General features: G+C 64.2%; 31 protein-coding genes. 16 read left to right on the top strand and 15 right to left on the bottom strand.

Going from position 1 to position 26,359, the window contains the following annotated elements; all coding sequences use genetic code 11:
* Positions 1-46: 46 nt before the first annotated feature.
* Positions 47-679, bottom strand: a complete 633-nt coding sequence (locus ACIOVF_RS19915; protein WP_401292066.1) for an ankyrin repeat domain-containing protein — start codon at positions 677-679, stop codon at positions 47-49.
* A 128-nt stretch (positions 680-807) separates the two neighbouring features.
* Between ACIOVF_RS19915 and ACIOVF_RS19910 the strand changes: the two genes are divergently transcribed.
* Positions 808-1,683 carry a LysR substrate-binding domain-containing protein gene (locus ACIOVF_RS19910; protein ID WP_045201224.1) on the top strand — a complete coding sequence of 292 codons (876 nt, stop codon included), beginning with the start codon at positions 808-810 and terminating at the stop codon, positions 1,681-1,683.
* Between the two features lie 16 nt (positions 1,684-1,699).
* Here the strand turns inward: ACIOVF_RS19910 and ACIOVF_RS19905 are convergent, their stop codons facing one another.
* Positions 1,700-2,878, bottom strand: a complete 1,179-nt coding sequence (locus ACIOVF_RS19905; protein WP_045201225.1) for a diguanylate cyclase — start codon at positions 2,876-2,878, stop codon at positions 1,700-1,702.
* A gap of 162 nt (positions 2,879-3,040) precedes the next feature.
* Between ACIOVF_RS19905 and ACIOVF_RS19900 the strand changes: the two genes are divergently transcribed.
* Both ACIOVF_RS19900 and ACIOVF_RS19895 read left to right on the top strand, forming a co-directional pair.
* The gene (locus tag ACIOVF_RS19900; protein ID WP_045201330.1) at positions 3,041-3,631 is read left to right on the top strand and encodes a nucleosidase; all 591 of its coding nucleotides are present in this window, start codon (positions 3,041-3,043) and stop codon (positions 3,629-3,631) included.
* A 151-nt stretch (positions 3,632-3,782) separates the two neighbouring features.
* Positions 3,783-4,616 (top strand): 5'-nucleotidase, lipoprotein e(P4) family, encoded by an 834-nt coding sequence (locus ACIOVF_RS19895; RefSeq protein WP_401291882.1) that lies wholly within the window; start codon positions 3,783-3,785, stop codon positions 4,614-4,616.
* A 71-nt stretch (positions 4,617-4,687) separates the two neighbouring features.
* On the opposite strand, the gene ACIOVF_RS19890 is transcribed toward ACIOVF_RS19895, so the two are convergent.
* From ACIOVF_RS19890 to ACIOVF_RS19880, 3 genes are all read right to left on the bottom strand, one after another.
* A complete protein-coding gene (locus tag ACIOVF_RS19890; RefSeq protein ID WP_045201227.1) occupies positions 4,688-5,524 on the bottom strand; it encodes a bifunctional allantoicase/(S)-ureidoglycine aminohydrolase in 837 nt (278 codons plus the stop codon).
* A 97-nt stretch (positions 5,525-5,621) separates the two neighbouring features.
* Positions 5,622-6,821 carry an amidohydrolase family protein gene (locus ACIOVF_RS19885; RefSeq protein WP_401291878.1) on the bottom strand — a complete coding sequence of 400 codons (1,200 nt, stop codon included), beginning with the start codon at positions 6,819-6,821 and terminating at the stop codon, positions 5,622-5,624.
* Positions 6,822-6,942: 121 nt separating this feature from the next.
* Entirely contained in the window at positions 6,943-7,629 is a 687-nt protein-coding gene (locus tag ACIOVF_RS19880; protein ID WP_045201229.1) for a GntR family transcriptional regulator, read from the bottom strand.
* A 515-nt stretch (positions 7,630-8,144) separates the two neighbouring features.
* Here ACIOVF_RS19880 and ACIOVF_RS19875 point away from each other — a divergent pair.
* Positions 8,145-9,662, top strand: coding sequence for an NCS1 family nucleobase:cation symporter-1 (locus tag ACIOVF_RS19875; protein ID WP_045201230.1), 1,518 nt, complete (start codon positions 8,145-8,147; stop codon positions 9,660-9,662).
* Between the two features lie 22 nt (positions 9,663-9,684).
* Positions 9,685-10,413 (top strand): aspartate/glutamate racemase family protein, encoded by a 729-nt coding sequence (locus tag ACIOVF_RS19870; RefSeq protein WP_045201231.1) that lies wholly within the window; start codon positions 9,685-9,687, stop codon positions 10,411-10,413.
* 51 nt (positions 10,414-10,464) lie between these two features.
* On the opposite strand, the gene ACIOVF_RS19865 is transcribed toward ACIOVF_RS19870, so the two are convergent.
* Together ACIOVF_RS19865 and ACIOVF_RS19860 are read right to left on the bottom strand one after the other, a co-directional pair.
* Positions 10,465-10,881, bottom strand: a complete 417-nt coding sequence (locus ACIOVF_RS19865; protein ID WP_045201232.1) for a glycine zipper domain-containing protein — start codon at positions 10,879-10,881, stop codon at positions 10,465-10,467.
* Between the two features lie 46 nt (positions 10,882-10,927).
* Positions 10,928-11,170, bottom strand: coding sequence for a hypothetical protein (locus ACIOVF_RS19860; RefSeq protein ID WP_052676555.1), 243 nt, complete (start codon positions 11,168-11,170; stop codon positions 10,928-10,930).
* Between the two features lie 250 nt (positions 11,171-11,420).
* Between ACIOVF_RS19860 and ACIOVF_RS19855 the strand changes: the two genes are divergently transcribed.
* The 4 genes from ACIOVF_RS19855 (at position 11,421) to ACIOVF_RS19840 (ending at position 14,485) form a co-directional block, all read left to right on the top strand.
* On the top strand, positions 11,421-12,599 hold the full coding sequence (locus tag ACIOVF_RS19855) for an ATP-binding protein (RefSeq protein ID WP_401291872.1): 1,179 nt from the start codon (positions 11,421-11,423) through the stop codon (positions 12,597-12,599).
* Positions 12,600-12,681: 82 nt separating this feature from the next.
* Positions 12,682-12,927 (top strand): DUF6021 family protein, encoded by a 246-nt coding sequence (locus ACIOVF_RS19850; RefSeq protein ID WP_401291864.1) that lies wholly within the window; start codon positions 12,682-12,684, stop codon positions 12,925-12,927.
* 103 nt (positions 12,928-13,030) lie between these two features.
* Complete coding sequence (locus ACIOVF_RS19845) at positions 13,031-13,216, top strand: hypothetical protein (RefSeq protein WP_401291862.1); 186 nt, start codon at positions 13,031-13,033, stop codon at positions 13,214-13,216.
* 3 nt (positions 13,217-13,219) lie between these two features.
* The gene (locus ACIOVF_RS19840; protein WP_401291859.1) at positions 13,220-14,485 is read left to right on the top strand and encodes a hypothetical protein; all 1,266 of its coding nucleotides are present in this window, start codon (positions 13,220-13,222) and stop codon (positions 14,483-14,485) included.
* A gap of 268 nt (positions 14,486-14,753) precedes the next feature.
* On the opposite strand, the gene ACIOVF_RS19835 is transcribed toward ACIOVF_RS19840, so the two are convergent.
* From ACIOVF_RS19835 to ACIOVF_RS19825, 3 genes are read right to left on the bottom strand one after another with little or no spacing between them, the layout of a single operon-like run.
* Positions 14,754-15,179, bottom strand: coding sequence for a hypothetical protein (locus ACIOVF_RS19835; RefSeq protein WP_401291856.1), 426 nt, complete (start codon positions 15,177-15,179; stop codon positions 14,754-14,756).
* A complete protein-coding gene (locus tag ACIOVF_RS19830; protein WP_045201237.1) occupies positions 15,176-16,507 on the bottom strand; it encodes a cell wall metabolism sensor histidine kinase WalK in 1,332 nt (443 codons plus the stop codon). The genes ACIOVF_RS19835 and ACIOVF_RS19830 overlap by 4 nt, the downstream gene beginning before the upstream one ends.
* Complete coding sequence (locus tag ACIOVF_RS19825) at positions 16,504-17,256, bottom strand: response regulator (protein ID WP_401291852.1); 753 nt, start codon at positions 17,254-17,256, stop codon at positions 16,504-16,506. The genes ACIOVF_RS19830 and ACIOVF_RS19825 overlap by 4 nt, the downstream gene beginning before the upstream one ends.
* Positions 17,257-17,376: 120 nt before the next feature.
* On the opposite strand from ACIOVF_RS19825, the gene ACIOVF_RS19820 reads away from it, so the two are divergent.
* On the top strand, positions 17,377-17,688 hold the full coding sequence (locus ACIOVF_RS19820; RefSeq protein ID WP_401291849.1) for a hypothetical protein: 312 nt from the start codon (positions 17,377-17,379) through the stop codon (positions 17,686-17,688).
* Between the two features lie 2 nt (positions 17,689-17,690).
* Entirely contained in the window at positions 17,691-18,398 is a 708-nt protein-coding gene (locus tag ACIOVF_RS19815; RefSeq protein WP_401291846.1) for a DUF3313 domain-containing protein, read from the top strand.
* Here ACIOVF_RS19815 and ACIOVF_RS19810 read toward each other — a convergent pair.
* Positions 18,370-20,199, bottom strand: coding sequence for an SLC13 family permease (locus ACIOVF_RS19810; protein ID WP_401291843.1), 1,830 nt, complete (start codon positions 20,197-20,199; stop codon positions 18,370-18,372). The two genes, ACIOVF_RS19815 and ACIOVF_RS19810, sit on opposite strands and share 29 nt — an antisense overlap.
* A 139-nt stretch (positions 20,200-20,338) precedes the next feature.
* On the opposite strand from ACIOVF_RS19810, the gene ACIOVF_RS19805 reads away from it, so the two are divergent.
* Positions 20,339-20,737, top strand: coding sequence for a hypothetical protein (locus ACIOVF_RS19805; RefSeq protein WP_045201241.1), 399 nt, complete (start codon positions 20,339-20,341; stop codon positions 20,735-20,737).
* Position 20,738: 1 nt separating this feature from the next.
* On the opposite strand, the gene ACIOVF_RS19800 is transcribed toward ACIOVF_RS19805, so the two are convergent.
* A complete protein-coding gene (locus tag ACIOVF_RS19800) occupies positions 20,739-21,158 on the bottom strand; it encodes an RDD family protein (protein ID WP_401291840.1) in 420 nt (139 codons plus the stop codon).
* 199 nt (positions 21,159-21,357) lie between these two features.
* Here ACIOVF_RS19800 and ACIOVF_RS19795 point away from each other — a divergent pair, with 199 nt between their 5' ends.
* The 3 genes from ACIOVF_RS19795 to ACIOVF_RS19785 are packed head-to-tail and all read left to right on the top strand — an operon-like array spanning position 21,358 to position 23,788.
* A complete protein-coding gene (locus ACIOVF_RS19795; RefSeq protein WP_401291837.1) occupies positions 21,358-22,548 on the top strand; it encodes an FAD/NAD(P)-binding oxidoreductase in 1,191 nt (396 codons plus the stop codon).
* Positions 22,549-22,574: 26 nt separating this feature from the next.
* Positions 22,575-22,937 (top strand): DUF1641 domain-containing protein, encoded by a 363-nt coding sequence (locus tag ACIOVF_RS19790; RefSeq protein ID WP_045201244.1) that lies wholly within the window; start codon positions 22,575-22,577, stop codon positions 22,935-22,937.
* Between the two features lie 26 nt (positions 22,938-22,963).
* Complete coding sequence (locus ACIOVF_RS19785) at positions 22,964-23,788, top strand: methyltransferase domain-containing protein (RefSeq protein ID WP_213601731.1); 825 nt, start codon at positions 22,964-22,966, stop codon at positions 23,786-23,788.
* A 12-nt stretch (positions 23,789-23,800) separates the two neighbouring features.
* Here ACIOVF_RS19785 and ACIOVF_RS19780 read toward each other — a convergent pair whose 3' ends face one another.
* Positions 23,801-24,007 (bottom strand): YceK/YidQ family lipoprotein, encoded by a 207-nt coding sequence (locus tag ACIOVF_RS19780; protein WP_052676556.1) that lies wholly within the window; start codon positions 24,005-24,007, stop codon positions 23,801-23,803.
* Positions 24,008-24,175: 168 nt separating this feature from the next.
* Between ACIOVF_RS19780 and ACIOVF_RS19775 the strand changes: the two genes are divergently transcribed.
* Entirely contained in the window at positions 24,176-24,526 is a 351-nt protein-coding gene (locus tag ACIOVF_RS19775) for a hypothetical protein (protein WP_401291833.1), read from the top strand.
* A gap of 6 nt (positions 24,527-24,532) precedes the next feature.
* Here the strand turns inward: ACIOVF_RS19775 and ACIOVF_RS19770 are convergent, their stop codons facing one another.
* Positions 24,533-25,222 carry a YoaK family protein gene (locus ACIOVF_RS19770; RefSeq protein ID WP_093384453.1) on the bottom strand — a complete coding sequence of 230 codons (690 nt, stop codon included), beginning with the start codon at positions 25,220-25,222 and terminating at the stop codon, positions 24,533-24,535.
* Between the two features lie 31 nt (positions 25,223-25,253).
* Positions 25,254-26,336 (bottom strand): helix-turn-helix transcriptional regulator, encoded by a 1,083-nt coding sequence (locus tag ACIOVF_RS19765; protein ID WP_045201249.1) that lies wholly within the window; start codon positions 26,334-26,336, stop codon positions 25,254-25,256.
* Positions 26,337-26,359 lie beyond the last annotated feature (23 nt).

The following is a 26,359-nucleotide window of genomic DNA, read 5'->3' as shown; positions in this document are numbered from 1 at the left end:
GCCTAATCAGGGGTAGGAGCAGGGCTGGGGTAACTATCTATCGCGCTCAGCTTTTCGCACCCGCCTGTTCCAGCAGCGCCTGCATTTCTTTGTAACCCCGTTGCCGCGCATGGTGCAGCGGCGTCACCCCCTTACCATCAGCCAAGTTGACATCCGCCCCGGCCTTGATCAGCTCACGCACGATCTCGACATGCCGCTGGCCGCCGTCGCCGAGGATGATGGCTTCGAGCAGGGCGGTCCAGTGCAGTTTGTTGACCTGGTCAACCGCGACACCTGCGGCTATCAGCAGGCGTACTGTTTCGACGTGGCCGCGTTCGGCTGCCGGTATCAGTGCGGTGCCGCCGTAGCGGTTGGTGCTGGTGAGGTCGGCGCCGTGGGCCAGGGTCAGTTTAAGAATGTCGTTGTGGCCACGGGCGCCGGCGTACAGGTAGGGGCTGTCTTCGATCGAGTCCTTGGCGTTGACGTCGGCGCCGGCGTCGATCAGCACTTTGGCGGCGTCGACCTGGTTGTTGTGGGTGGCCAGCAGCAGTGGTGTGCGGCCCATTTTGTCGCGGGCTTCCAGCGCAGCGCCCTGGTCGAGCAGGCTGCGTACCTGGGCGGCCTGGCCGTTTTCGGCGGCGCTGCGCAGTTGGTTTTCAAGGGTGCCGCCGTCGGCACTGGCAGTCAGCGATGTGAGCATGGCAAACACCATTGCAAGGTGGGTGGACAGGCGCTCAAGGAGCATGGCAGTACCTCCTGGTGGGCGATTGCTCGCAGGGTCGGGCCATGTTAAAAGTCGGGCTCCTTATTTAGAAGTTAAATAAAAGCATGTCTGTCAGTGAAAAATCGAATAGGCCGCTGTTTGATCTTGACCTGTTGCGCGCGGTGGTGATGGTCAGCGACTGCGGCAGTTTCACCACGGCGGCGGCGCGCCTGCATTCAACCCAGTCGACGGTCAGCCAGAAGGTCAGGCGGCTGGAGGAGATGGTCGGGCACAAGCTGCTCGAGCGCGGCAACCGCGACGTGCTGGCCACCGACGCCGGGCAGACGCTGCTCGGTTACGCCCGGCAGATGCTTGCCTACAACGACGAGATGCTTGAGGCGATGTCGGGCGCCACGGTGGCGGTGACCGTGCGCCTGGGCGTGCCGGAAGACTTTGCCGCCGGGCGCACCACCCATTTGCTCTCGACCTTCAACCGCAAGCATCCGCAGGTCAAGCTGGAGGTCACCAGCGGCCTGTGCCGCGACCTCAGCGCCAGCTATGACAACGGCGAGCTCGACCTGATTTTGCTCAAGCAGCGGCGCAACAGCCGTGAGGCGGTGGCCTGCTGGCCCGAGAAGCTGCAATGGATCGACAGCGCCAAGAACCCGGCCTTCGACCAGGACCCGGTGCCGCTGGTGACTTTTCCGCCGCGCGGCCTGTACCGCGACGACATGATCGGCGCCATCGAGCGCATGGGCCGCCGTTGGCGCATCAGTTTCACCAGCTCCAGCCTCAGCGGCCTGCAGGCGGCGGTGGCCAACGGCATGGGCATCAGCCTGCTGCCGCTGCGGGCGGTTACCGCCGAGCATTTAAAGCTGACTTCGGAACACGGCTTGCCGTCGATCGATGCCATGGAAGTGGCGATCATTCATCGGCCGACCGCCGATGCCATGGTCAAGGAACTGGCCGCGGAACTGGCGCGCACCCTGGCCAGCGAGTAGGGCGGTTTCGCCAGGCTCACAGCGTATCGGCAGGCTGCGCGGCAGGGCGGTACAGCTGGACGCGGTTGCGGCCCTGGCGCTTGGCCGCGTACAGGGCGTTGTCGGCCATCGACAACAGGCGCGACAGGTCGTGCTCGCCCGGGCGGCTGGCGCCGACGATGCCGATGCTGACGCTGAGCAGCCCAGGCTCAAGCAGCGGCAATTCATAAAAGCTGCTGCAGATGCGCCGGGCCACGCGCAGCGCCGAGTGCTCGTCGGTGTTGGCCAGCAGGCAGGCGAACTCTTCGCCGCCGATACGGGCGAAGACATCTTCCTCGCGCACGCTCAGGCGGGTCACCTGGCTGAAGGCGATCAGCGCCTGGTCGCCGGTCTGGTGGCCGTAGACATCATTGAGGCGCTTGAAATGATCGAGGTCGCACAGCAGCAGGCTCACCGGCTCGCCACGCCGGGCGCAGTCGGCCAGCAGTTCGGCACCGCGCGACATGAAGGCGCGGCGGTTGCCGATGTCGGTCAGCGGGTCGGTGTAGGCGGCAGCCTTGAACTTGAGCTCGGTGCGTTCGCGGACCATGGCCAGGGTCACGTAGGCGATGCCGATGGCGTAGAGCATCGACTCGAACAGCATGAACGAGAAAAACCCGGTGCCGTGGCCGTCGCTGGCGATCGCCTGTTCCAGCGATACGCCATGGTCGGCGAAGCTGCGCACGCAGTAGAAGCCGCTGTGGCCCAGCAGCAGGAGCAGGGTTGGCAGGTAGGCGACTTCCAGGCGCTTGCGGTCGCGCCACAGCTCAAGCACCGCCAGGCAGCCGTAGCAGGCAGTGAGCATGGAATACACCGTCACGCGCAGGCCCAGGTCATCGGTAAAGCCTGGCGTCAGCGACCAGGTAAACCAGAACAGGGCGCCAGCGAAAATCCCCGGCAGGTGCGCCGGGCGTCCGCTGAACGCGCGCATGCTGGCCCAGTTCAACGCGGCGCTGAGCAGCAGCACCATGTTGCCCAGCACCAGGGCGATAAAGTCCGGGGCGTTACCGCGCAGGCTGATCAACGCCGTGCCGCCAGCGGCAAGCAACAGCATGCTGCCCAGGTAACCCAGGGTTCGCTCGCGCACGCCGCGGCTCCAGGCGTGCAGGGTCAGCAGGCCCATCAAGGCAAAGATGAAAATGGCCACCAGCAACAGGGTCGGGATGCTCAGCAGCAAGGGTATCGCTCTCCGCTCATGGCCGGGTGGCCCACCGGCCAGCGCCGGTTTTCAGCGGCATGCTAGCCGAGCCGCCATTGCATTGTCAGCATCCGGCTGCCTTGAACTGCGGCTTGGGCTATGCTGATGGCCGATCTGCAGCCCATTCGGAATCTTCGCTCCATGATGCTGACCCAGCAATTTCCCGATATTTCCCTGGCCGACACCCTGTTCGTCTTCGCCCTCGAGGCAGAGGCCGGCGAGCTGTTTACCGAGATGAACACGCTGTTCACCGGCATCGGCAAGGTCAATGCCGCCATTGCCCTGACCAAGGCCATCCAGCAACGCAAGCCCAAACTGATCGTCAACCTCGGTTCGGCCGGCAGCGCCGGCCATGGCAAGGGCGCGCTGGTGTGCTGCACAGGCTTCGTGCAGCGCGACATGGACGTCACGCCGCTGGGTTTTGCCCGCTACGAGACGCCGCTCTCCGACATCCCGGTGCTGCTTGAGCATGGCCAGCGCGTTGCGGGCTTGCCGTTGGGCATTTGCGGCAGCGGTGACAGCTTCGAAATCAGTCACGGCGCTGCCCCGTACGACATCGTCGACATGGAGGCCTACGTGTTGGCGCTGATCGCGCGCAACGAAGGTATTCCCTTCCTGTGCCTTAAGTACATTTCCGATGACGCTGGCAGCGACGCTGCAGACGACTGGTCGGTGCAGGTGCACCTGGCCGCCGAAGCCTTCAAGCGGGTGCTGTTCAGCCCCCAGGGTTGAGCCTGTGGTGGCGGCCTGAAACCGGCCAAGATGCGCGGGTGCGCCACATTGTTGCGCCTGCGCGTCGCGGCGATTGTGGCGCCTGGCTGCGTGCGGTATGAGTAGCCGACTCCCGCCGCCCAAGAGCGGGAGATCACAAGGAACGCCCCGAATGCCTCAGCTCAAGAACGCGATCTCTCTGGCCTTGCTGTTGCTGGCCACCCCTCTGGTTCACGCGCAAGCCACCACCCCCGAAACCACCGTACGCTCCAACCTGCTGGTCGATGCAGTGGCCTGGCGCCAGACCGCGGCCGAGTTCCGCGCCCTGTACTACCAGGGTTTCAACGTCGCCAAGGCGCGCCTGGACCAGGCCCTGGCCCAGCAGAAGCCGGGCGACAAGAAGCCTGCGATCATCAGCGATATCGATGACACCATCCTCAGCAGCAACACCTACTGGGGCTTTCTGATCGGCCAGGACAAGGAGTTCTTCGATGACGCGGTGTGGGACCGCTGGGTCGCCGCCAATGGCCCGACCCTGACCCCGGGGGCGCTGGAGTTTCTTGAGTATGCGAAATCCCGTGGGGTAGAGGTTTTCTACGTTTCCAGCCGCGACCAGGGCGACAAGACCTACGAGTACGCGCTCAACAACCTGCGCGCGCTCAAGGTGCCGTATGCCGACGAAGCCCACGTGACCATCCTGCGTGAAAGCTCGAACAAGGAGCCGGCCCAGCACAAGATCGCCGAGCAGTACAACGTGCTGCTGATGCTCGGTGACAACCTCAACGACTTCGAGCGCAGCTTCTACGTCGACAAGGTCGAGCAGCGTGGGCAATTGGTGGACGCCAGCCGCAGCAAGTTTGGCGGCCAGTACATCATCTTCCCCAACCCCACCGACGGCCATTGGCTCAAGGCTATTTTCGGCGAGTCGGAACCGGCCGACACCCCGGCCAACCGGGCCAAATTCCGCGAGGCGGCAGAGCAGGGCGCCTGGAAGCCGGCCAGCTGATTGACCCGGCCCTGAAACAAAAAATCCCGCAGGCCGTGAGGCCTGCGGGATTTTCAATGCCAGCGTGAAACTTAGCGCTGCGGGTTGAGCACCAGGTTCATGTGACGGTTTACATCCTTGTACAGCAGGTAGCGGAACGGGCCCGGGCCGCCGGAGTAGCAAGCCTGCGGGCAGAAGGCGCGCAGCCACATGAAGTCACCGGCCTCGACCTCGACCCAGTCCTGGTTCAGGCGGTAAACGGCTTTACCTTCGAGCACGTACAGGCCGTGCTCCATGACGTGGGTCTCGGCGAACGGAATCACGCCGCCTGGCTGGAAGGTGACAATGTTGACGTGCATGTCGTGACGCATGTCGGCCATGTCGACGAAGCGGGTGGTGACCCAGGCGCCGTCGGTACCCGGCATCGGGATCGGCGCGATGTCTTTTTCGTTGGTGACGAACGCTTCCGGCAGGGCCAGGCCTTCAACCACCTGGTAGTGCTTGCGGATCCAGTGGAAGGTGACGTTCTTGCCACTGTTGTTGCGCAGGCTCCACTCGGCGGCCGGTGGAATGAAGGCGTAGCCGCCTTCCTTGAGGGTGTACGGCTTGCCTTGCAGGGTGATGTCGATTTCGCCTTCGACCACGAACAATACCGCTTCGGCGTTCTTGTCCAGCTCAGGACGCTCGCTGCCGCCTTCTGGCGCCACTTCGACGATGTACTGCGAGAAGGTCTCGGAGAAGCCGGTCAGCGGGCGGGCGATGACCCACATGCGCATCTTGTCCCAGAACGGCAGGTGGCTGGTGACGATGTCACGCATCACGCCTTTGGGGATGACCGCGTAGGCCTCGGTGAACATGGCACGGTCGGTCAGCAGTTCGGTCTGCGCCGGATGGCCGCCGTGGGGAGCGTAGTAATTGGACTTCGACATGGAACACCTTCTGTCGTTGTTGTTCTGGGGTTTTGTGTTGCATCGCCCGTGGGCGATTGTCTTTCTCTGCGGCGCAAGCCGGCAGAAACATGTTTGTTCAGCGGGCGCGGACCTCGAACTGCAGGGCCGGCGCTGCCGGCACCAACTGGCCGCGGCGCACCAGGCGGCGCTCGGCAGGTGCGGCGGCAACCGCAGCGGCGCCGTTGTCAGCCTTGAGCACGATAAAGGTCGCTTCGTTGCCGACCTTCAGACCGTAGTCGCTTTTGCCCAGCACTGCCGCACCGGCCGTAGTGGCCATGGCCAGTGCCACGTTCAAATCTTCATCACTGTAGAAGCCCGAGCGGTAGCCGATCAGCATGGCGCGCTGGAGCATGTCGGCGTTGCCGTAGGGCCACCAGGCATCGCGGATATTGTCGTTGCCGGCGAACACGTTCACCCCGGCGGCGCGCAGGCGCAAGATCGGCGGGAAGCCATGATCGCCCGGAGCGTTGGTCATGATCGCTACCCCGGCCTCGGCGAGGGTGGTAGCGGTACGCGCCACGACGTCGTCGTCGACCTGGCCCAGGGCATAGGCGTGGCTGACCGCGACGCGGCCATCGAGGCCGGCGGCACGGGTGCGGGCGGCGATCCGTTGCAGTTGTTCGATGCCTTGCAGGCCGGGCTCGTGCAGGTGGATGTCGATCTTCACCGCATGGCGCTCGGCAATGCCGAAGACCGCATCGAGCTGACCGTCGGCGTCGCCGTCGAGGGTGGTCGGGTCGATGCCGCCGATCACGTCAGCGCCTTCACGAATTGCCGCTTCCAGCACCTGCGCAGTGCCAGGGCAGGACATCACCCCGGCTTGCGGGAAGGCCACCAGCTCGATATCAACGATGCCGCGCCATTTCTCCCGCGCCTCCAGCACTGCCTGCAGGTTGCGCAGGCCGGTGGTGGCGTCGACGTCGACATGGCTGCGCATGGCCACGGTGCCGAACGCTACTGCCTGGCGGATCAGCGCCTCGGCACGTTCGAGCATCGGCGGGGCAGCGGCCAGTTCGCGTTTTTCGATGGCCAGGCGTTCACGCAGGCTGCCCACCGCTTGATGCGGGTGCCAGCGATCGCCGACAAAACTCTTGTCCAGGTGAATGTGGCCGTCGATCAGGCCGGGCAGCACCAGGTGGCCAGCCAGGTCGACGACCTCGGCACCTGCGCTGGGCGCACGTTCGCTGCCCAGGCTGACAATGCGCCCGTCGGCAACCGCGAGGTTGAGCGGGCTGCCATCGGCAGCAACAGCGTTGACGAATACTCGATCGATCATTTTCCAGCCCTTTGCCTGCTACTGATTCACACCCTATAGAAAGACCGCACCTATCCACAAATTAAATATTGGAATCGGTTGCAGTGGTTTTCTGAATGCGAACCCCGGGCTTGAGGCGGGCTCAGCCCAGCAGGTGCTTGAGCGGGTGATAGTCGGCCTTGAGCGTTTGCGTGGCTTTGAGAATCGCCTCTTCGATGCCGCGCAGGTGGGTGCACACCAGCTCGATGGCGGCGGCCTGGTCACCGGCTTCGATAAAGCCCAGCAGGCGCAGGTGCTCGTTGCCGCGACAGGCTTCGTGGCGCTCGTCATCCAGGGTCGAGGCGTACAGCGAGCCGCGCTCGATCAGCTTGCGGAACCAGTCGAGCAGTACCGGGTTGTCGAGCACCTCGGCCAGGCGCAGGTGGAATTCGCCCAGCAGGTGGACGTAGCGGCCATGGTCGCCGGCGTCGGCGGCGGCTTCTTCGGCGGCAACGTGCTGGTGCAGCGGGGCGAGGATGGCGGGATCTGCGCGGCGGCACAGTTCGGTGACGATGCCGATTTCGATCAGCCGACGGGTTTCGAACACCGAGCGGATGTCATCGTCGCTGGGCAGCGAGACCCAGGCGCCCTTGTTCAGCTCGGTGGACACCAGGCCGTCGGCTTCCAGTTGCTTGAGGGCGGCGCGCACCGAGGTGCGGCTGACCTTGAACAGCTCGGCCAACGACGACTCGCCCAGCTTCATGCCGGGGCGCAGGGTACGTTTTCTGATGGCCTCGTGAACCCCTTGGTAGACGCGCTCTACCGTCGATGCGGGGTGTTTTTCCGTCATTACCAGCTCCGATATGCCTTGACCTTATAAGCATGCCGTAAATGAGGGCTGCTGTGCACCACTGATGACCTCATCGCGGGTCAAGCCCGCGCCTACAGAAATCGCATCGAGCTGTAGGAGCGGGCTTGACCCGCGACAGTTCCTGAATACACAAGTGTGTACTTGAGTAGCAAATTTATGGATACAAAAACTAGCCGTAGCGTTACTGGTTTTCTCACCGTAACGCTGTAGGCGATTGACCACTTGATCAGGTTTATTCGCTTTTCGAGTGTTCAGGTGAAAAATTAATTCTATAAAAATCAATAATTTAAATGTGTATGCAGGATGCATGTTCAACCACTTCGCCACCCATCTGGCACACATATTGTTCGTCGAAAATCGTTAGACAAAAATTGTATGCAATCTTTGTATGCATCGGCGCAGGGCAGCGCCAACACTGCGGTCCCACTCTTCAAATCCAACAATAATTCGCTGCAACACCCTGACTCAGGGGCTGCAGAAGGAGCCCGGGGAACATGCAACTGGATACTTCCAACCCGCTGCAAACCGCCTACCTGCCGCCGCAGGCCGCGCCGCTCGAGCCGGGGGCGCTGAGCCCCAGGCTGCACAATGCCGACCTCGCGCCAACCAAGGCCGAAGGCCGGCGCTGGGGCGGCTACAGCATCTTTGCCTTGTGGACCAACGATGTGCACAACATCGCCAACTATTCCTTCGCCATGGGCCTGTTTGCCCTCGGGTTGTCCGGTTGGCAGATGCTTGCGGCGCTGAGCATCGGCGCCGTGCTGGTGTACTTCTTCATGAACCTTTCGGGCTACATGGGGCAGAAAACCGGGGTGCCGTTCCCGGTGATCAGCCGCATGAGTTTCGGCATTTATGGCGCGCAGTTGCCGGCGATCATCCGCGCGGTGATCGCCATCGCCTGGTTCGGCATCCAGACCTACCTGGCCTCGGTGGTGCTGCGGGTGCTGCTGGTGGCGGTGTCGCCGGACCTCGCACGCTTCGATCAGGACGCGATCCTCGGCCTGTCGAGCCTTGGCTGGGCGAGTTTTATCGCCATCTGGCTGGTGCAGCTGGTGATCCTCACCTTCGGCATGGAGATGGTGCGCAAGTACGAATCCTTCGCCGGGCCGGTGATTCTTTCCACCGTGCTGATCCTGGCGGTGTGGATGTACCTGCGGGTCGATGGCAACCTGGCCTGGTCGGTCGGCGAGCCGCTGACCGGCTGGACGATGTGGACCCAGGTGTTTGCTGGTGGCGCGTTGTGGCTGGCGATTTACGGCACGCTGATCCTCAACTTCTGCGACTTCGCCCGTTCCGCGCCGTGCCGCAAGACCATTCGCGTTGGCAACTTCTGGGGCCTGCCGGTGAACATCCTGGTGTTCGCGGTGATCAGCTTTGTGCTGGCCGGAGCGCAGTTCAGCATCGATGGCCGGGTGATTGACAGCCCGACCCAGATCGTCGCGGCGATCCCCGACAAGGTATTCCTGGTGCTCGGTTGCCTGGCGTTCCTGATCGTCACCGTGGCGGTGAACATCATGGCCAACTTCGTCGCCCCGGCCTTCGTGCTCTCGAGCCTGGCGCCAAGCCGCCTGAACTTTCGCCGCGCAGGCTTGATCAGCGCCACCCTGGCGGTGCTGATCCTGCCCTGGAACCTCTACAACAGCCCACTGGTGATCGTCTACTTCCTTTCCGGCCTGGGCGCGCTGCTGGGGCCGCTGTACGGGATCATCATGGTCGACTACTGGCTGATCCGCAAAGCCCAGGTGCACGTGCCCGACCTCTACAGCGAAGCGGCCAGCGGCACCTATCACTACACCCGCGGGGTCAACTACAAGGCAGTCGCCGCCCTGGTGCCCTCGGCCATTGCCGCCGTGGTGCTGTCGCTGGTACCGGCCTTCAGCGCCCTGACGCCGTTCTCCTGGTTCTTCGGCGCCGCCATTGCCGGCGGCGTGTACTACCTGATCTCTGATCGCAACAAACATTACGTGGACTGTTCCGGCGAGCACTTTGCCGTCGACAGCGCCCAGCACTGAGTTCTGCACAAGGAATACCGCAATGAGAATTCTGGTCGTAAACGTCAACACCACGCAGTCGATCACCGACGCCATCGCCCGCCAGGCACGCAGCGTGGCCTCGCCGGGCACCGAGATCGTCGGCCTGACCCCGCGCTTTGGCGCCGAATCGGTGGAGGGCAATTTTGAAAGTTACCTGGCGGCGGTGGCCGTGATGGAGCGGGTGCTCAGCTATGACCAGCCGTTCGATGCGGTGATCCAGGCCGGTTACGGCGAGCACGGCCGCGAAGGCCTGCAGGAGCTGCTCAATGTACCGGTGGTGGACATCACCGAGGCGGCGGCCAGCGTGGCGATGCTGCTCGGCCATCGCTATTCGGTGGTGACCACCCTGGACCGCACCGTGCCGCTGATCGAAGACCGCCTGAAGCTGGCCGGGCTGGACAGCCGCTGCGCCTCGGTGCGCGCCAGTGGTCTGGCGGTTCTGGAGCTTGAAGAAGATCCGCAGCGGGCCATCGAGTCGGTGGTGCGCGAAGCCGAGGAAGCAGTGAAGGTCGACAAGGCCGAGGTGATTTGCCTGGGTTGTGGCGGCATGGTCGGGCTGGAGGAACGGATCCAGGCGCGCACCGGGGTGCCGGTGGTCGATGGGGTGACGGCGGCGGTGGCGCTGGCGGAGTCGCTGGTGCGCCTGAAGCTGAGTACCTCGAAGGTGCGCACCTACGCCAAGCCGCGGCAGAAGCAGATTCTGGGCTGGCCTCGGGCGATGTTGGAGTGAATGGCCTGGTCCACTTATGAAAAAGGCCCGCATTGTGCGGGCCTTTCTTACTCAACGGTGTTTGTGCTTACGCTTGTGCTTGTGTTTATGCCCATTGGAATCGTGACGGTTATCGTCGGCGATGTTGTTGCCCAGGGCGCCGCCGGCCGCGCCACCGAGGCCGGCGCCGATGGTCGAGCCGGTGCGCCCGCCCACCTGGTTGCCGATCACCGAGCCACCAGCCGAACCCAGGCCGCCGCCGATCGCCGCTTCGGTGCGGTTGCCCTTGCGTGCGCCGACCGCGCTACCGGCGGCGCCACCGACGCCGGCGCCAATGGCTGCGCCGGTGCTGCCGCCGATCTGCTGGCCGACCACGTTACCCAACGCCCCGCCCAGGCCACCACCAATGGCGGCGGTGCCGTCGCCGGCAGCCATGGCGCCCTGGGAGAGCAGGATACCCAGCGTCAATGCAGGTAATGAGATACGCATGTTGTTAGCCTCAGGAAATACGGGGGTTATGGGAACAGCAGGCAGATCAGTCGTCATCATCGTCGTCACGGTCGCGACGCCGGTCATGGTCGTAGTTGCGGTAGCGGTCGTCATCGCGGTAGCGCTTGTAGTTGCGATGGTCGTGATCGTCGCGGTCGTCCCAGTCGCGGGAGTAGCGATGGTCACGGTCGCCACGGCGGTAATCGTCGCGGTCGTAATCGTGGTAATAGCAGCCGGAGGCGGCCAGTACGCTGGTGATCACGGCGATTTGCGTCAGCTGTTTCAGCACTGAGGGTCCTTGATCCGCAGGGCGGTAGGGAAGGTACAAACTCAGACTGTGTTTTCGGGATTTTGTTTCCCCATGAGCGTTGTAATTTGCCGCAACAAAAAAGGCCCACCGAGGTGGGCCAAACGTTCTGAAGGGAGGAATTGGAGGATAAATCTGCGGTGGTTAAGCCGTCGTTAAGGCCGGGCAGGGTCTATAATTTTTTCGATTTGTCTGTCTTGCCTGCCACATCCCGCTCCGGGTCGGTGCCGCCATGCCTGCAGAGAACCAGCCGCTTCCCGCGTCGCAGATCCTCTTCGACGATGCTGATTGCGGTTTGCTGTTGACCGCCGAAAATGGCCAGATCGAGCGGGTCAACCTGACCTTCTGTCGCTGGATCGGCTATCGCCGCGACGAACTGCTGGGCCGCCCCATTCAAAGCCTGATGAGCCTGGATGCGCGTACGTTCCACCAGGCCTATTGGTTGCCGCTGCTGCAAATCCAGGGTTCGGTGGTCGATGTCAAGTTCGACCTGCTGCACCATGACGGCTACACCTTGCCGATGATGCTCAGCGCCATCAGTTGCGAGCACGACAGTGGGGTTTTTCATGAGCTGGCGCTGTTCAAGGCCGAAGGCCGCCCGCGCTACGAGCGGGCGCTGCTCAACGCGCGGATGCTCGCCGAGCAGCACCTGGCCAAGCACCTGAAAACCCGCCGGGCGCTGGACATCGCCCAGGGCAAGTTGCGGGTCATGCATGCCGCCACCGAAAACCGTGCGCTGTTTGCCGAGCAGATGGTCGGCATCGTTAGCCACGACCTGCGCAACCCCCTTGCAGCGATCAAGATGGCCGCCGACCTGCTCGGCCGCGGCCTGCTGGATGCCAAGCAGACCCAGGTGCTGGGCCATATCACCCATTCGGCCGATCGCGCGCAGCGCCTGGTGGCCGACTTGCTCGATTTCACCCTGGTGCAGGTCGGGCGCGGCATCGCCGTGAGCGTGCAGCCGGTGCGCCTGCACGAACTGATTAGCCATTGCCTTGAAGAGCTGCGCCTGGTGTTTCCCGACCATCGCCTGGTTCATCAGGTGGTGGGCGACGGCGAGTTCATCGCCGACAGCGACCGGCTCTACCAACTGGTCGGCAACCTGGTGGCCAACGCCATGGCCTATGGTGCGACCGGCAGCGAGGTCATCGTCAGTTCGCGGTTCGAGGACGAGCGGGTGGTGCTGGCGGTGCACAACCGAGGTACGCCGATCCCGCCGGAGCTGCTGGAAAACCTGTTCGAGCCGATGATCCGCGGCAGCCACGACAATGCCGAGCTGCGCAGCGTCGGCCTTGGTTTGTTTATCGTGCGCGAGATCGTCCACGCCCATGGTGGCGAGGTGGTGGTGAATTCATCGAAGAAGGCGGGCACCACCTTTACCGTAACCTTCCCGCGTGACGCGGGCCACTGATCAGATCCGATCGCACGATTGGTTCGCGCCGGCCTCTCAATAGCATGCCTCTGGTTTCTGGAGGCGCGATCAGGAGGACTACATGAACAAGCACAGCGACAGCGGCCCGCATTCGTCTGAACACGCCACTAAACCCGATGACCTGGGCTTCGATCCTGACTCGCCGGACCTCGATGATCCGCAGGTCGACCCCACCGGTCCGGCCAAGGCGCCCAACCAGCCCCGACCCGACCAGGCCGCCCGGGACAACGACTACAGCCCGGACTTCAAGTCCAAGCCCGAAGACAAACCGCGCAAGGACGCCGACATTGATACCGATGGTGGTTAGCAACCGCGCAGTTGACAGGCGCCCGCATCTGCGCCAAGTTGGCCGCCTTCAAGCCTGACCTCGGTCGGGCTTTTGTTTTTTCTGGCAGGGATGTCGATCGATCGTGAAATTTCTCAAAAAAACTGTGTGGTTTGTCCTGTGTGTTACCTCCGGGATTGTCATGGGTACCGGGCTGTTCCAGTTCGTCGGGCCTGGCGGCAATACCGACCTGGGCGCGATGCTGGTGATGATCGCGTTCTTCATGGGCTATTTTTTGCGCCCGCAACGCCCGCGGCAAGTGGTGCGCTGAGCCATGGACTGGAAAGCCCTGGAAACCAGCCTGGTCGAGTCGGCCCGGGCCACCCTGGAGGCGCTGCTCGCTGATGGTGTCGGGCCGCTGTATGGCGCCGCCTTCCATGCCAGCTACCGCGAAGAGGAGCGGGTCATCGACCTGCCGTCGTTTGCCGCCAACAGCCTGGCGGCGCTGGAGGAGGATCATCCGCGGCGCAAGCAGGAAGGCTTCTGGGGCGTGCAGTGGAACCCGGCGGACTGGCGCTGGGACTGGATGCTGGACGATTACGCCAACCCCACCCTGAGTGCCCTCGAAGCGCCGATGCAAGCCTACGCCAATCGCGCCGGGCCGGATGCCTGGACGGCGGCCGAGCAGCGGTTTGTGCAGACCGTGGCGCGCGCTGCCAAGGCGCTGAACCGTATTTACGCTAAAGACCCACGGCTGGCCAAGGACTTCATCGTGTTCTTCCATGATGAATGCGGTGGGCCGCAGCTTGCGGCCAAAAGCCTGACGCCGCGCCAGTTTCTGCTGCACTTCCCCGAACAGGACGCCACCGGCCAGGAGCGTCGCCGGGTAGCCGCGCTGGCAGAGCAAGAGCAGGTGAGTTATTACCTGCGCTGCCTTGTCCGTCCTATGCCGATTGACGCTGAAGAGGCCTGCCGCTGGCTGATTGCCCGGGGTGCCAGTGCCACGGCGGCGCTGGTGCAGATGCTGCACAAGGGCCCGGAGCGCTGGCGGGCGGCGATGCTCCTGGGTCTTGCCGGGGTCGCCGACCCGGCGGCAATCGCGGCGCTGCGCTTGCAAGTGGTCAACGGCACAGAGCCGAGCACGCGCAGGTGGAGCGCCAACGCGCTGGGTTACCTGGGTGATTTCGACTGGTTGCTGGCGCAGGCTGATGACGCAGCGCTGGCGAGCTTGGCGGTGGCGGGTTGCTGCGCCAATCTTCGGGCCTTTCGGGATCAGGGCGCGCAGGCGCCGGTACTTGATTACCGGCCGCTGGAAACCCTGCTGCAGCGTTACCCGCAGTGCGCAGCGGACGCCGAGGAGGTGATCAAGCCGGGCTCCAGCTACTGCACCATCAGCAACAGCGATATCGACGAAGCGCTGCGCGGCCTGGGGTGCGAGCATGTCGCCATTCGTCGCCATGCCGCCTGTGTGCTCGACAACCGTCGGCTGGGCAAACGCAGACTGGCACCGGTGCTGGTTGCGCTGCGCCAGTGTCTCGATGATCCAGACCCGAAGGTGGTGTACCTGGCCGGCCTGACCCTGGAGTCGCTGCAGCGCTGAGACGGGCAACCTGCCTCTGTCTTGGCAGCCACTGGTCCAGCGGACACCGCTCCACTGTGGGGCTTTGCCAGCGTCCTACAGGTCCGGTGTATGCAGATCTATTGTGGGAGCGGGCTTGACCCGCGATGAGGCCGGTGCAGTCAGCACATCAGCTAGCGCCTGGATTGCGACCGCTTCGCGCTCGATCGCGGGGCAAGGCCCGCTCCTACAGGTCCGGTGTATGCAGATCTATTGTGGGAGCAACTGTCTTGATCAGGCTGTTAGCACATCACCTGGCGCCTGCTCGCCTGGCGCCGCAAACACCCAACCATACAAAGGACAGCAACCAGACGTAATACCCATAGGTGTACCCGGTAACGGTGAACTGACCGTCCTCGTCATACAGGCTCACCCGTTGCCACTGCAGCGACAACCCGGCCAGCAACGCCAGCACGGCATAGATCAGCCGGCGCCTGTCGCTGCGAGTGCGGTAGGCCGCCAGGAACAAGGGGTTCGCCAGCCAGGCGAAGTAGCCGAACAGCATCGCCGGCAAGCCCAGGATGCAAGCAATGAAGCCGGAATTGATGGTCTGGCTGTACTCCTCGCGCAGCCAGTTGTGCTCCTCGCTGTGCACCGCCGGGAGCACCAGGCTCAGCAGGTACAGAGCAAGAGCCAGGTGACGCCATTGCAGCCGGGGCAGGCGCCATTTTCTCATCGTGGCAACTCGATACGCGCCACCAGGCCACCGCCCTGGCGGTTGCTCAGGAGCAGTTCGCCGCCTTGTTCACGCACTGCCGAGCGCGCCGACGACAGCCCCAGGCCAACCCCACCGGTATCACGGTTGCGCGAGGACTCCAGGCGAAAGAACGGCATGAACACCTGTTCCAGCGAGGCCTCGGCAATGCCCGGGCCACGGTCGCGGATTTCGATGATGATGGCGTGGGCGCTGCTGCTCAACTGCACTTCGGGCTCGCGGGCGTACTTCAGGGCATTTTCCACCAGGTTGGTCACGGCGCGCTTCAAGCCCAGCGGCCGGCCATGGAACACCAGGTTGGCCGGGCCTTCGAAGGCGATGTCGATCTGCTGGTCGCGGTAGTCGTCGATCAGGGTTTGCAGCAATTCGGCCAGGTCGAACGGGGTGGTTTCTTCCAGCCGGGTTTCGTCGCGGAAAAAACCCAGCGCGGCATTGATCATGCTCTGCATTTCATCGACGTCACGAAACAGCTTGCGCTGTTGCTCGGGGTCGTCGATGAACTCGCCGCGCAGGCGCATGCGCGTCAAGGGCGCGCGCAAGTCGTGGGAGATGGCGGCGAGCATCTGCGTACGCTCGGCGACGAAGTGCTGGATCTGCGCCTGCATGGTGTTGAAGGCAGTGATCGCCTGGCGCCATTCATGCGGGCCTTCGAGACGGATGGGCGGTGCGCGAAAATCGCTGCCAAAGCGCCGCGCCGCCCGGGCGAAGCGCTGCAGCGGGCCGGCCAGCTGGCGGGTGCCGACCCAGGCCACCAGCAGCGCGGCAACCAGGGCCAGCACGCCGATGATGGTAAAGCGCATGGCCGAGCTCAGGCCCCAGCTGCGATAGGGTGGGGTGAAGGCCAGCCAGCTGCCGTCGCTGATCTGCATGACCAGTTTGTAATGGGCGTCGGCGCTGTCCGCCGGCCAGTCGCTGGGCTGGAAACCCTCAAGCTGGCGTGGGCTGTCGGCCAGCAGGCGCTGCAGCGGCGGGGCTTCTTCGAGGGTAATCCGTGCGCCCGGCCCGGGCAGTTGCAGGTCGGCGCGCTGGCGGCTCCACTGCACCTCGAGCAGCGGGTTGCTGGCGGCGTTGGCCAGGGTCGCGCGCAGTTCCGGTGGCGCCGCTTCGAGGGTGCGGGTGGTGACGGCGATCTGTTCCAGCAGGCCGGTCTGGGTCAACGGCGGGCGCGCCCAGACCCCGGCCATTTGCACGAACAGCACATTGAGTGCCACCGAGGTCAGCATCGCCGCGATGATGGTCAGGGCGATGCGCCGGCTGATGCTGTCGCGGCGCAGGTCGAGGCGGATCACGAGCGGCTGACCTTGGCGTTGAACAGGTAACCGCCATTGCGCACGGTGCGGATCAGCTCCGGGCGCTTGCTGTCGGGTTCGATCTTGCGCCGCAGGCGGCTGACCTGCACGTCGATGCTGCGGTCGAACGCCTCGTGGCCCTGGCCGCGGGCCAGATCGATCAACTGCTCGCGAGTGAGGATGCGCTGCGGGTGTTCGAGAAACACCAGCAGCAGGTCGAACTCACCGGCCGACAGCGGCACCATCACCCCGTCGGGGGTGCGCAGTTCACGGCGGGTGACGTCCAGCTGCCAGTGGTCGAAATGAATCAGCGGGCGGCTTTCCTCGGTTGTCGGGCGCAGTTGCTCACCGGCCCGGCGCTGCACCGCGCGCAGGCGGGCGAGCAGTTCGCGGGCGTCGAAGGGCTTGCCCAGGTAGTCGTCGGCGCCCAGCTCCAGGCCGACGATGCGGTCACTGAGCTCGTCCATGGCGGTCAGCATGATGATCGGGATGCCGGTGTTGGCCCGCAGTTTCTGGCACAGGCTCAGGCCGCCTTCGCCGGGCAGCATCAGGTCGAGGATGATGATGTCCGGGCGCTGCTGTTCGATCGCCGCCCACATGGCCTCGCCGTTGCCGGCCAGGTCGACGTCATAGCCGTGGCGGACAAAGAACTTCTTCAGCAGGGCACAAATTTCCAGGTCGTCATCGACGATCAGCAGTCTGCTCACGTTGTGGTCCACGGGCCGTGAAAAGTGCGTATCTAAAACCATTCTGCGCTGCCGGTCATTTATTTCAATCTCGTAACATTCCTGCACGGCCGACACAAAGCGGACATCAGCCAGCAAAAGCCCTGGGGCAGGCTGTGGCCAGTTCACTCAAGAGAGTTTTCCATGCCGGCCACCCACCCGACCCAAGACTTTGACAGCAACCAGTCGCTGACCCTCGACCTGCGCACCCAGGACATGTGGCGCAACGCGCTGCTCAGCTACCAGGACTCGCGCCTGGGCTTGTCCAGCGATGGCAGGCACATGCTCCTCAGCCATTATTTCGAGCGCTACAGCCCGACCAGCAACCAGTGGATGGAGTACAGCTACAAGATCCCCCTGGTCGAACTGGTGCACTGGATCATGAGCCACGGCGAGCTGCACGTGGACCGCTCGACCAGCACGCCGCGCCCGGCCAATGACGGCTTCGGAGTCTGAGCATGCGCAAGCAATTGATCGTACCGCTGTTGAGCGCCTCGCTGCTGCTGGCCGGTTGCAGCCAGAACAAGGTCAGCCCCAAGGAGTACTCGGGCTTTTTGCGCAACTACGACCAGCTGAGCGAACACAAGACCGCTTCCGGCGACGCCGTGCTGCGCTGGGTCAGCCCCAAGCTACGCATGGAGCGCTACAGCCAGGTGTACATTGCCCCGAGCCAGTTCTACCCCAAGCCTGAAGCCAGCCAACGCATCCCCGCGACCACCCTGACGGCGGTCACCGGCTATTACGACGCGGCGCTCAAGCGCGAGCTGGGCAAGGTCCTGAAGCTGGTCTCGGAGCCCGGTCCGCACACCTTGATCATCCGCCCGGCGATCACCTCGGTGGGCGCCCATACCCAGGCGCTGCACTACTATGAATACCTGCCGGTGACCCTGGTCGCCGCCGGGGTCAGCAGCGCCGTCGGTATTCGCGACCTGGACAGCGTGATCGCCACCGAGGCGGCGTTCCTCGACGGCGGCAGCCGCGCGGTGGTTGCCGAGGTGGTGCGCAAGGGCACCGGCCTGCCGCTGGAGAACGACGATCAGGTGATGACCGCCGACAACCTCAAGGTGGTCCTTGATGGCTGGGCGCGGGACTGGCGCCAGGCTGCCGAAACCCTCCAGGGGCAAAAACGCGGCGCCGTCACAGGGCAAACAGCCAAGGCACCATGATCACGCTGACCACCATCACCAGCAGGGTGAACGGCACCCCGACCTTGACGAAATCGCCGAAGCGATACTGGCCGGGGCCGAGCACCAGGGTGTTGACCGGTGATGACACCGGGGTCATGAACGCCGCCGAGGCGGCCAGGGCGACGATCATCGCGAAGGGGTAGGGCGAGGCACCCAGTTGCTCGGCGGTGGTCACCGCCACCGGCGCCATCAGCACCGCGGTGGCGGTGTTGGAGATGAACAGGCCGATGATCGCGGTGATGGCGAACAGGCTGGCGAGGATCACATAGGGCCCGGCGCTGCCGAGCATCTGCACCAGGCCGTGCACGGCCAGGGCGATGCCGCCGGTTTTCTGCAGGGCCAGGGCGAACGGCAGCATGCCGACGATCAGCACCAGGCTCTGCCAGTGGATGGCGCGGTAGGCGCTGTTCATGTCGATGCAGCGCCCGGCGCCCATCAGCAGGCAGCCAATCAGCGCGGCAATCACATTGGGCACCACGCCGCTGACCATCAGCCCGACCATCACCGCCAGGCTGATCAGCGCATAGGGCGCGCGGTTGCCGGCCGGGGCGACGTTGTCGATTTCCGCTGGCAGGCTCAGTACCAGGAAGTCCCGCGGCTGGGTCTGCAACTGGCGAATGGCTTTCCAGGTGCCGATCACCAGCAGCGTATCGCCGAGCTTGAGTTTTTCTTCCACCAGTTGATCTTCGATGGCGTTCTGGTCGCGGCGCAGGCCCACCACGTTGAGGCCCCAGCGGCTGCGGAAGGTCAGCTCCAGCAGGCTCTTGCCGATCAATTGCGAGCCGGGCGGCACCGCCACTTCGGCCATGCCCACTTCCTGGGACTGGTCGATAAAGTAGGCGGCCTTGAAGTGCAGCGGCTCCAGTTGCATGCTCTGGCACAGGCTGCGCAGGTCGTCCTTGGGCGCGAACAGGTCGAGCAGCAACACGTCGCCTTCGTGCACCGTGGTGCTCGAATCGGGGCTGAGCACGCGGGTGGTGAACTTGTGCTGGCGCTCGATGCCGACCACGCTGGCGCCGTGTTCGGTGCGCAGTTTCAGTTCGCTCAGGCTGTGGCCGATCAAGGGCGAACCGGGGCGCACGCGCAGGCGCCGTTCGCGGCCGGCGAGCTTGTAGTCGATGATCAGGTCAAGCAGGGTGCGGCGGGTTTGCGCGCTGCCGTCCTTGCGCACTTCACCGCCCAGCCAGTGGCGGGTCAGGAGCATGTAGCCAACCCCCAGCAACAGCACCACCAGGCCGAACGGGGTAAAGCTGAAGAAGCTGAAACCGCTTTCGCCATGGCGCACCAGTTCACTGTGCACCACCACGTTGGGCGGGGTTGCCACCAGGCTGAGCATGCCGCTGATCAAGCCGGCGAAGGCCAGCGGCATCATCAGCCGGCTGGGCGAGACCTGCATGCGCGCGGCAATGCTCAACACCACCGGAATGAAAATCGCCACCACCCCGGTGGAGCTCATCACCGAGCCCAGGCCGGCGACGCAGACCATCAGCAAGACAATCAGCCGCGCTTCGCTGTTGCCGGCGCGGTCGGCCATCCACTCGCCGATGCGGTAGGCGATGCCGGTACGCACCAGGCCTTCGCCGATCACGAACAGGGCGGCGATCAGCACCACGTTAGGGTCGCTGAAACCGGCCAGGGCTTCCTGCACGCTGATGATGCCCAGCAGCGGCAGGGCGACGATCACCAGCAGGGCGACCACGTCCATGCGTGGCCGGTTGGCGATGAACAGGGCCACGGCGCTGAACAGCAGGCCGAGTACCCAGAGCAGATCGTGGTTCATGCAGTCATCCTGATACCTGAAGGCTGCAAGTCTGGCAGAAAATCAGCGCCAGTTCGTTGATGTGCTGCAGCGTGCGGGGCATTGCCGCGGATCGGTGGTAGAGTGGCCGCCGATTTTTGCTCATTCAAGGAAGAACGTTTTGGACCACAACACCAGCAACTGGAAGGGCACCGCCGTGGCCCTGGGTTTCATTGGCTGCATCACGCTGATCGGCTACATCATCAACTACACCTCGACGATCAATGTCTTTCTGATCTGGGATTTCAAGGCCTACTCCTACATCGCCATCTGCTTCAGCCTGGTGGCCCTGGCGTTGCTGGGCACGTTTTTGCTCAATCACCACAACATCGACACCAACGTCTTCGGCGGCCTGCTGGTGTTGGCGATAGCGGGTATCTCGCAGATGATCTTCGGCGTCGAGCCCTCGGTGATCATGTGCCTGGCCGGGCTGTACGTGGCGGGGGTGATAGGGCTGATGAACGGCATGGCCAACAAGCGTGAAGTCGAAGAAGACGAGGACGCCGACGAGGCTTTGTAAGTTAGCCGGTGCCTGCCTGCTGGCGCAGCACCCTGAGGTCGCGGCTGTCGATCACATAGGTGCGCGCCAGCCAGTCGCCGGGCCGCTGGCAATGGCGCGACTCGGCGCACAGCCAGATGACGATCAGGCCAAAGGCGGCCTCGAACGGCCGGGTGATGCCGCGCACCAGCGCCTGCAACAGGTTCGGCGGCTGGCCGGCGCGGTTGATCACCATCAGCCCCAGCAGCAGCTTGCCCGGGGTTCGCCCGCGCATCAGGTATTCAAACACCGGGAAGTACAGCAGCTGCATCAGCAGCATGCCGTCTTCGCCACGGCCATAGCCGAGCACGGCCAGCACAAACCAGGCGCCGAGGGCGCACAGGGTATCGAGCAGCCAGGCGCCGATGCGGCGGATGATCAGGGTGGTGCGGGAGACGTGCATGGTGATGGCGCTGATCCTTGCGAGGTGGGGCGATGGTCGCATTCCTGGCGCTTTAACGCACGGCCTGGATTGGCAGCAACCCCCTGATGCGCTCGCAATTCTTGCACCAATGGATTAACACTTATAGCCAAGGAGTATTTGCTTATTGTCGCCGGTGCTTTAACCATGTGGATTGGATCCACAGCAGGGATGCGACTCAATGGCCAGGCATATTGTCATTGTGGGTGGCGGCGTCGGCGGCACGATGCTGGCCAATCAACTGGTAAGCAAGCTCTACCCGGAAGTGCTCAGCGAGCAGGTGCGCGTGACCCTGCTGTCCAATTCCCCCGATCACTACTACAAGCCCGCGTTCATGTACGTGGCCTTCAACCAGTTCTTCGAGAACGAGCTCAAGCGCCCGCAGCGCTCGTTGCTGCGCCCGGAAATCGACTTCCAGGTGCAGGAAGTCACCCACTTCGATTTCGCCGGGCAGACCCTGCATACCCGCTCAGGCAAGCGCTACGGCTATGACTTTCTGGTGATTGCCACCGGCTGCGTGCCCGCCCCGGAGCGTATCGAGGGCCTGCAGGAGGCCGGCGACCACTTCTACCAGTACGAGCCGGCGCGGCAACTGGCGCAGCGCCTGGCGAGCATCGAGAAGGGGCGGATTTTCATCACCGTGTCGTTTCCGCAAACCCCCAACGTGCCGCACCAATGCGGCATCGCTCCGGTGGAAACCACCCTGATGCTCGACGACTACCTGCGCCAGCGCGGGGTGCGCGACAAGGTCGAGATCATCTACACCTACCCGAGCACCGCGCAGCTGCTGCGCAATTGCCTGTTCTTGCAGCGGCCCACCGGCGAGATCCTGCCGGGCATTTTCGAACAGAAGAACATCCGCTTCCAGCGCGGCTTCACCCTCAGCAAGGTCGATCCCGCACAGCGCATTGCCTACTCCGAAGAGGGCGACGCGCAGCCGTTCGACATTCTCATGGCCACGCCGCCAATCCGCGCGGTGGATGCTGTGTTGCACAGCGGCGCCTCACGCGCGCCGAACAACGAAGGCTGGCTGCCGACCAACCACGAAACCCTGCAGGTCTATGGCCTGGACGGCGTGTATGTGATCGGCGACAGCGTCGACCTGCCGATCAGCAAGGCCGGCGGCGCCTGCCATAACCAGGCACCGATAATCGCCAACAACATCGCCGGCGAAATCCGCCTGGGCAGCACCTGCGCGGTGTACGACGGCAAGGTCCAGGCTGCGGCGCAGATGGGCCTGGGGATGGGCATGCCGCTGTGCTACGACTACCTTCACGACGTGCTGCCGACGCCGCCGACCAAGCTTGGCAGCCTGTTGCGCAATGGATTCAACCGCGGCCTGTACTGGGCCGTGGCCCGTGGAATGCTTTGACCCGACAACGGGAGGAGCCGAGTGTCATGGATGCTATCGATTCACCCGCCGTAGTGAGCGCCAACCCGGGCCTGGACGCCCTGGTGCGCAAACTCCAGCCGCTGCTCGACAGCGGCCGCCTGGACAACGTCGTCGACCTGCTGTCACTGAGCGCCGACCTCGTCGACCTGCTCGATGCGGCCATGGTCGAGAAACTCTCGGGGCTGTTCGAGGAGGCCACGGCCCTGAGCTGGAACCTGGGCAATGCCTTGCGCATGGCCTCGGCGCAAACCCGCAACCAACCCACCCCCAGCCTGTATGGCCTGCTGTTGCTGCTACGAGACCCGCACACCCGTCGAGGGCTTGCCCTGGTACTCAGAGTATTGAATGTCATTGGACGACAGGATTGATCGCACGGAGCTAGAGGACCACCGTCATGCTCGAACCGCGTAAACGCACCACCGCACCCGGCGCCAACAGCGCCTGGGACCCCAAAAGCTACCTGCAGTTTGCCCGCCTGCGCGAACGCCCGGTGCTGGAATTGCTCGACCACCTGCACCTGGACTCACCCGAATGCATCTATGACCTGGGCTGCGGCACCGGCATCGCCACGCGCCTGCTCGCCGAGCGCTGGCCACGGGCCGAGCTGTTCGGCGTCGACAGTTCGGTCGAGATGCTCCAGGAGGCACTGGCACTGCCGATCAGCGTCAACTGGCTGCATGTCGATGTCAGCCAGTGGCAGGCGCAAAAACCGGCCAACCTGCTGTTCGCTGCCGCCGTGCTGCACTTTATCGAAGACCACGAAAGCCTGTTGCCGCGCTTGCTCGGGCAGTTGCAGGCGGGCGGCTGCCTGGCGGCGCACATGCCCAACTGGCGCGATGCGCCCTGGTACCAGTTGATGCTGCGCGCTCTCAGCGAGCCCGGGCCCAGTGGCCGGCCGTTAGGGACCCTGGAGCTGCGCAAGTTCATGGCCGCGCGCAATGTGCTGACGCTGGACAGCTACTACCGCTTACTGGCGCCGCTGACCCGCGAACTGGACATCTGGGAGACCGAGCACCTGCAGGTGGTCGAGGGCAATTCGCCGATCTTCGACTGGGTCAAGGTTTCGGCCCTGCGCCCGGTGCTCACTGCCCTGGACGAGGTCGAACGCCAGGCCTTTCTCGACAAGTACCTGAAGCTGTTGCACGCGCACTACCCGCAGGAGGACGACGGCCGCACGCTGTTCCCGTTCAAGCGCACCTTTATTGTCGCCACCCTGTGAATTTGCCCGGCATCAGCGCCGGGCGATGTCGTAGGGCAGCAGCACCACGTCCAGGGTCACGTCCACCGGCAGCGAGACGATAAAGGCCGCCGGGCAGACCAGGGTTGGCCAGCAGTACTGCAGGTAGGTCGGGGCGAACAGCATCGCCACATTCGAGCGGCTGCCCATGAAGGCGCCATCGGAGGGGCGCTCGGAGTAGTAGCCCGAGCCCCGACCCATGATCGAGCCGCAGGCAGAGAGGGCGAGGGTGCTGCTGAGCAGCAGGCAGGCGAGGGTTCTGATGGTGCGCTTCCTTGGCAGATGAAACCGCGGCTTTATGCACGCGGGTTGTCTCTTTGACGCCCGGGCAATGCTACAGTCACGTCTTTTTTCTGACGAGGATGAGTCATGCGGGTAGTAATGGCGATGGTTGCTACAGCGTTGTTGGCCGGGTGTGCGTCATCGGCCATGGAGGCGGCGCGCGGCCAGGCGCCGACCAAGGCCTTCACCTCGACCAAGGCGGCGGATGTGGTTGCCCAGTGCATCCAGTTCGGCTGGCAGGACGAGGACGTCTTCGGGGTCGATGCCAGCGGCTACCTCGAGCCTGGCAAGCAAGGCGGCTTCACCGTCTACACCCGTGAGGCGGAGTCCTTTGCCGACATCAAGGCCAAGGGCGCCAGCACTGCGGTCAGTTACTACGCCAAGCACAACGACAATGTCGCCCTGCGGCGCATGGCGGCCCTGGCCACCTGCCTGTAAAGCGGCCTAGCGCGGCATGTACCTGAGCTGCCAGCGCCGCGGGATCTTCAGCGAGATCACGCCCAGCGCGGCGGCCAGCAGGGCGCTGAACAGCAGTGCGGCCAGATCGAAGGCCTGCTCCAGCAGCACCCCGAGCACGGCGCCGACGAACATCCCGGTCCACGGAATCAACTGCACCCGCCAGCCTTGCCGGCGCTCGCCCAGCAGCGCCCGGCCCAGGCCCCGGCCAAAGCGCGAGAGCGCGCCGGTGACATAGGTGAGGCCGATCGGCAGGCCGTTCACCTCTTCAACCACCGCGTTGATCATGCCCATGGCGGTGACGGCCGAGACCAGTGCCGGCAGTTGCAGGGTGCTGGGCAATAGTGCCGCCAACCCCAGCAGCGCGGCGATGATCAGCAGCAGCGGGCACGGGCGGCGGCCGCTCAGGCGCGCGATTACCACGCCCAGGGCATTGCCGACGACAAAGGCCAGCAGCACCGCGCCAATGCGCAGGATCGGCGCCAGCTCACCGGCACCCAGCGATACCGCCAGGCGCGTGGTGTTGCCGCTCATGAACGAGACGAAATCGCCGGTGGCCATGAAGCCGATGGCGTCGGTCATGCCGGCCAGCACCGACAGCGCGGCGACAAAATACAAGCCGACCCTGCCGCGCAGGCGCGCGACCCGGGCAGAAGTGGAGGTGGAACCTGGCAGCATCCTTGGCGCTCCCGATACGCGATGAGTGGGCTTAGGGTTTTTCTGTCAGCCGTGCTTCGAGCCCGGCGATATGCGCCTGCAGGCGCTCGTGCTCGCAGCGCTCGGCGCTGATGTCCTCGAACACGCTGATCAGGTGCTCCGGCGCACCGTCCTGGCGGCGCTGCAGCGAGGTGCGCGCGCGCACCCAGAGGTACTCGCCGTTCTTGCGGCGCACGCGTTTTTCCACCTCGTAGCGCTCGCTCTGGCCCGCGAGCATGGCCTGCAGCAACTGCAGGTTGGCGGCCAGGTCATCGGGGTGGGTGATCTGCTGGAAGGTCATGCCGTAGAGTTCTTCGGCGCGGTAGCCGAGCAGCTCGCAGAGGCTGTTGTTGACCCGCTGCCAGCTGCCGTCGGGGTCGATGTAGGCGAGGGCGCCCCAGGCAAGTTCAAAGATCGCCCGGAAGCGCTCTTCACTGTTGCGCAGTTCTTCTTCGGCGACCTTGCGCTCGGTGTTGTCCATGCTGATGCCGACCATCTTCACCGAACGCCCGGCACTGTCGCGCAGCACCGTGGCCCGGGAAGCAATCCAGCGCACCTCGCCGTCGGGGCGGGTGATGCGAAAATCGCATTCGCAGCCACTGCCGTCGGCCACCGCCTGGGCGTACATGGCCTGCATGTGCTCGACGTCTTCGGCCGGCAGGTGGGCCCAGAAGTCTTCGTTGCGATGCACCGGCCAGCCATAGACCTGCTCGACGTTGGGCGAGTAGGTGACTTCGTCGCTGATCAGGTTCCACTCCCAGGTGACGATGCGCGCACCTTCCTGGGCCAGCTTCATGCGCGTTTCGCTTTCCATGATCTGGGCGGTGTAGCGCCGGCGCAGGTCGGTCATCGGCAGCTCGACCACCTGCGGCTGCTGGATGTTCTGCAGGGCTTCTTCGCCGTAGCGCAGCCAGATCCAGTTGACCTTGAGAAAGTCGGCCAGCTTGCGCAGGTTGTCGTAATCGATTTCGCCGCCGCGGGTCCACTTGTGTACCGCCGTGCGCGAGATCCCCAGGGCCGTGCCGACGGCTTGCAACGTCAGCTTGTGATGCTCGAGCAGTTCCTTGAGGCGAAAGGCGAAACTGTTTTCCATCATCGGCAGGGTGTCCTGATCGGGGG

Origin of the sequence: Pseudomonas sp. NPDC087612 (assembly GCF_044743505.1) — a bacterium.
Lineage (GTDB): Bacteria > Pseudomonadota > Gammaproteobacteria > Pseudomonadales > Pseudomonadaceae > Aquipseudomonas.
This window is presented reverse-complemented; position numbering and strand designations above follow the sequence as displayed.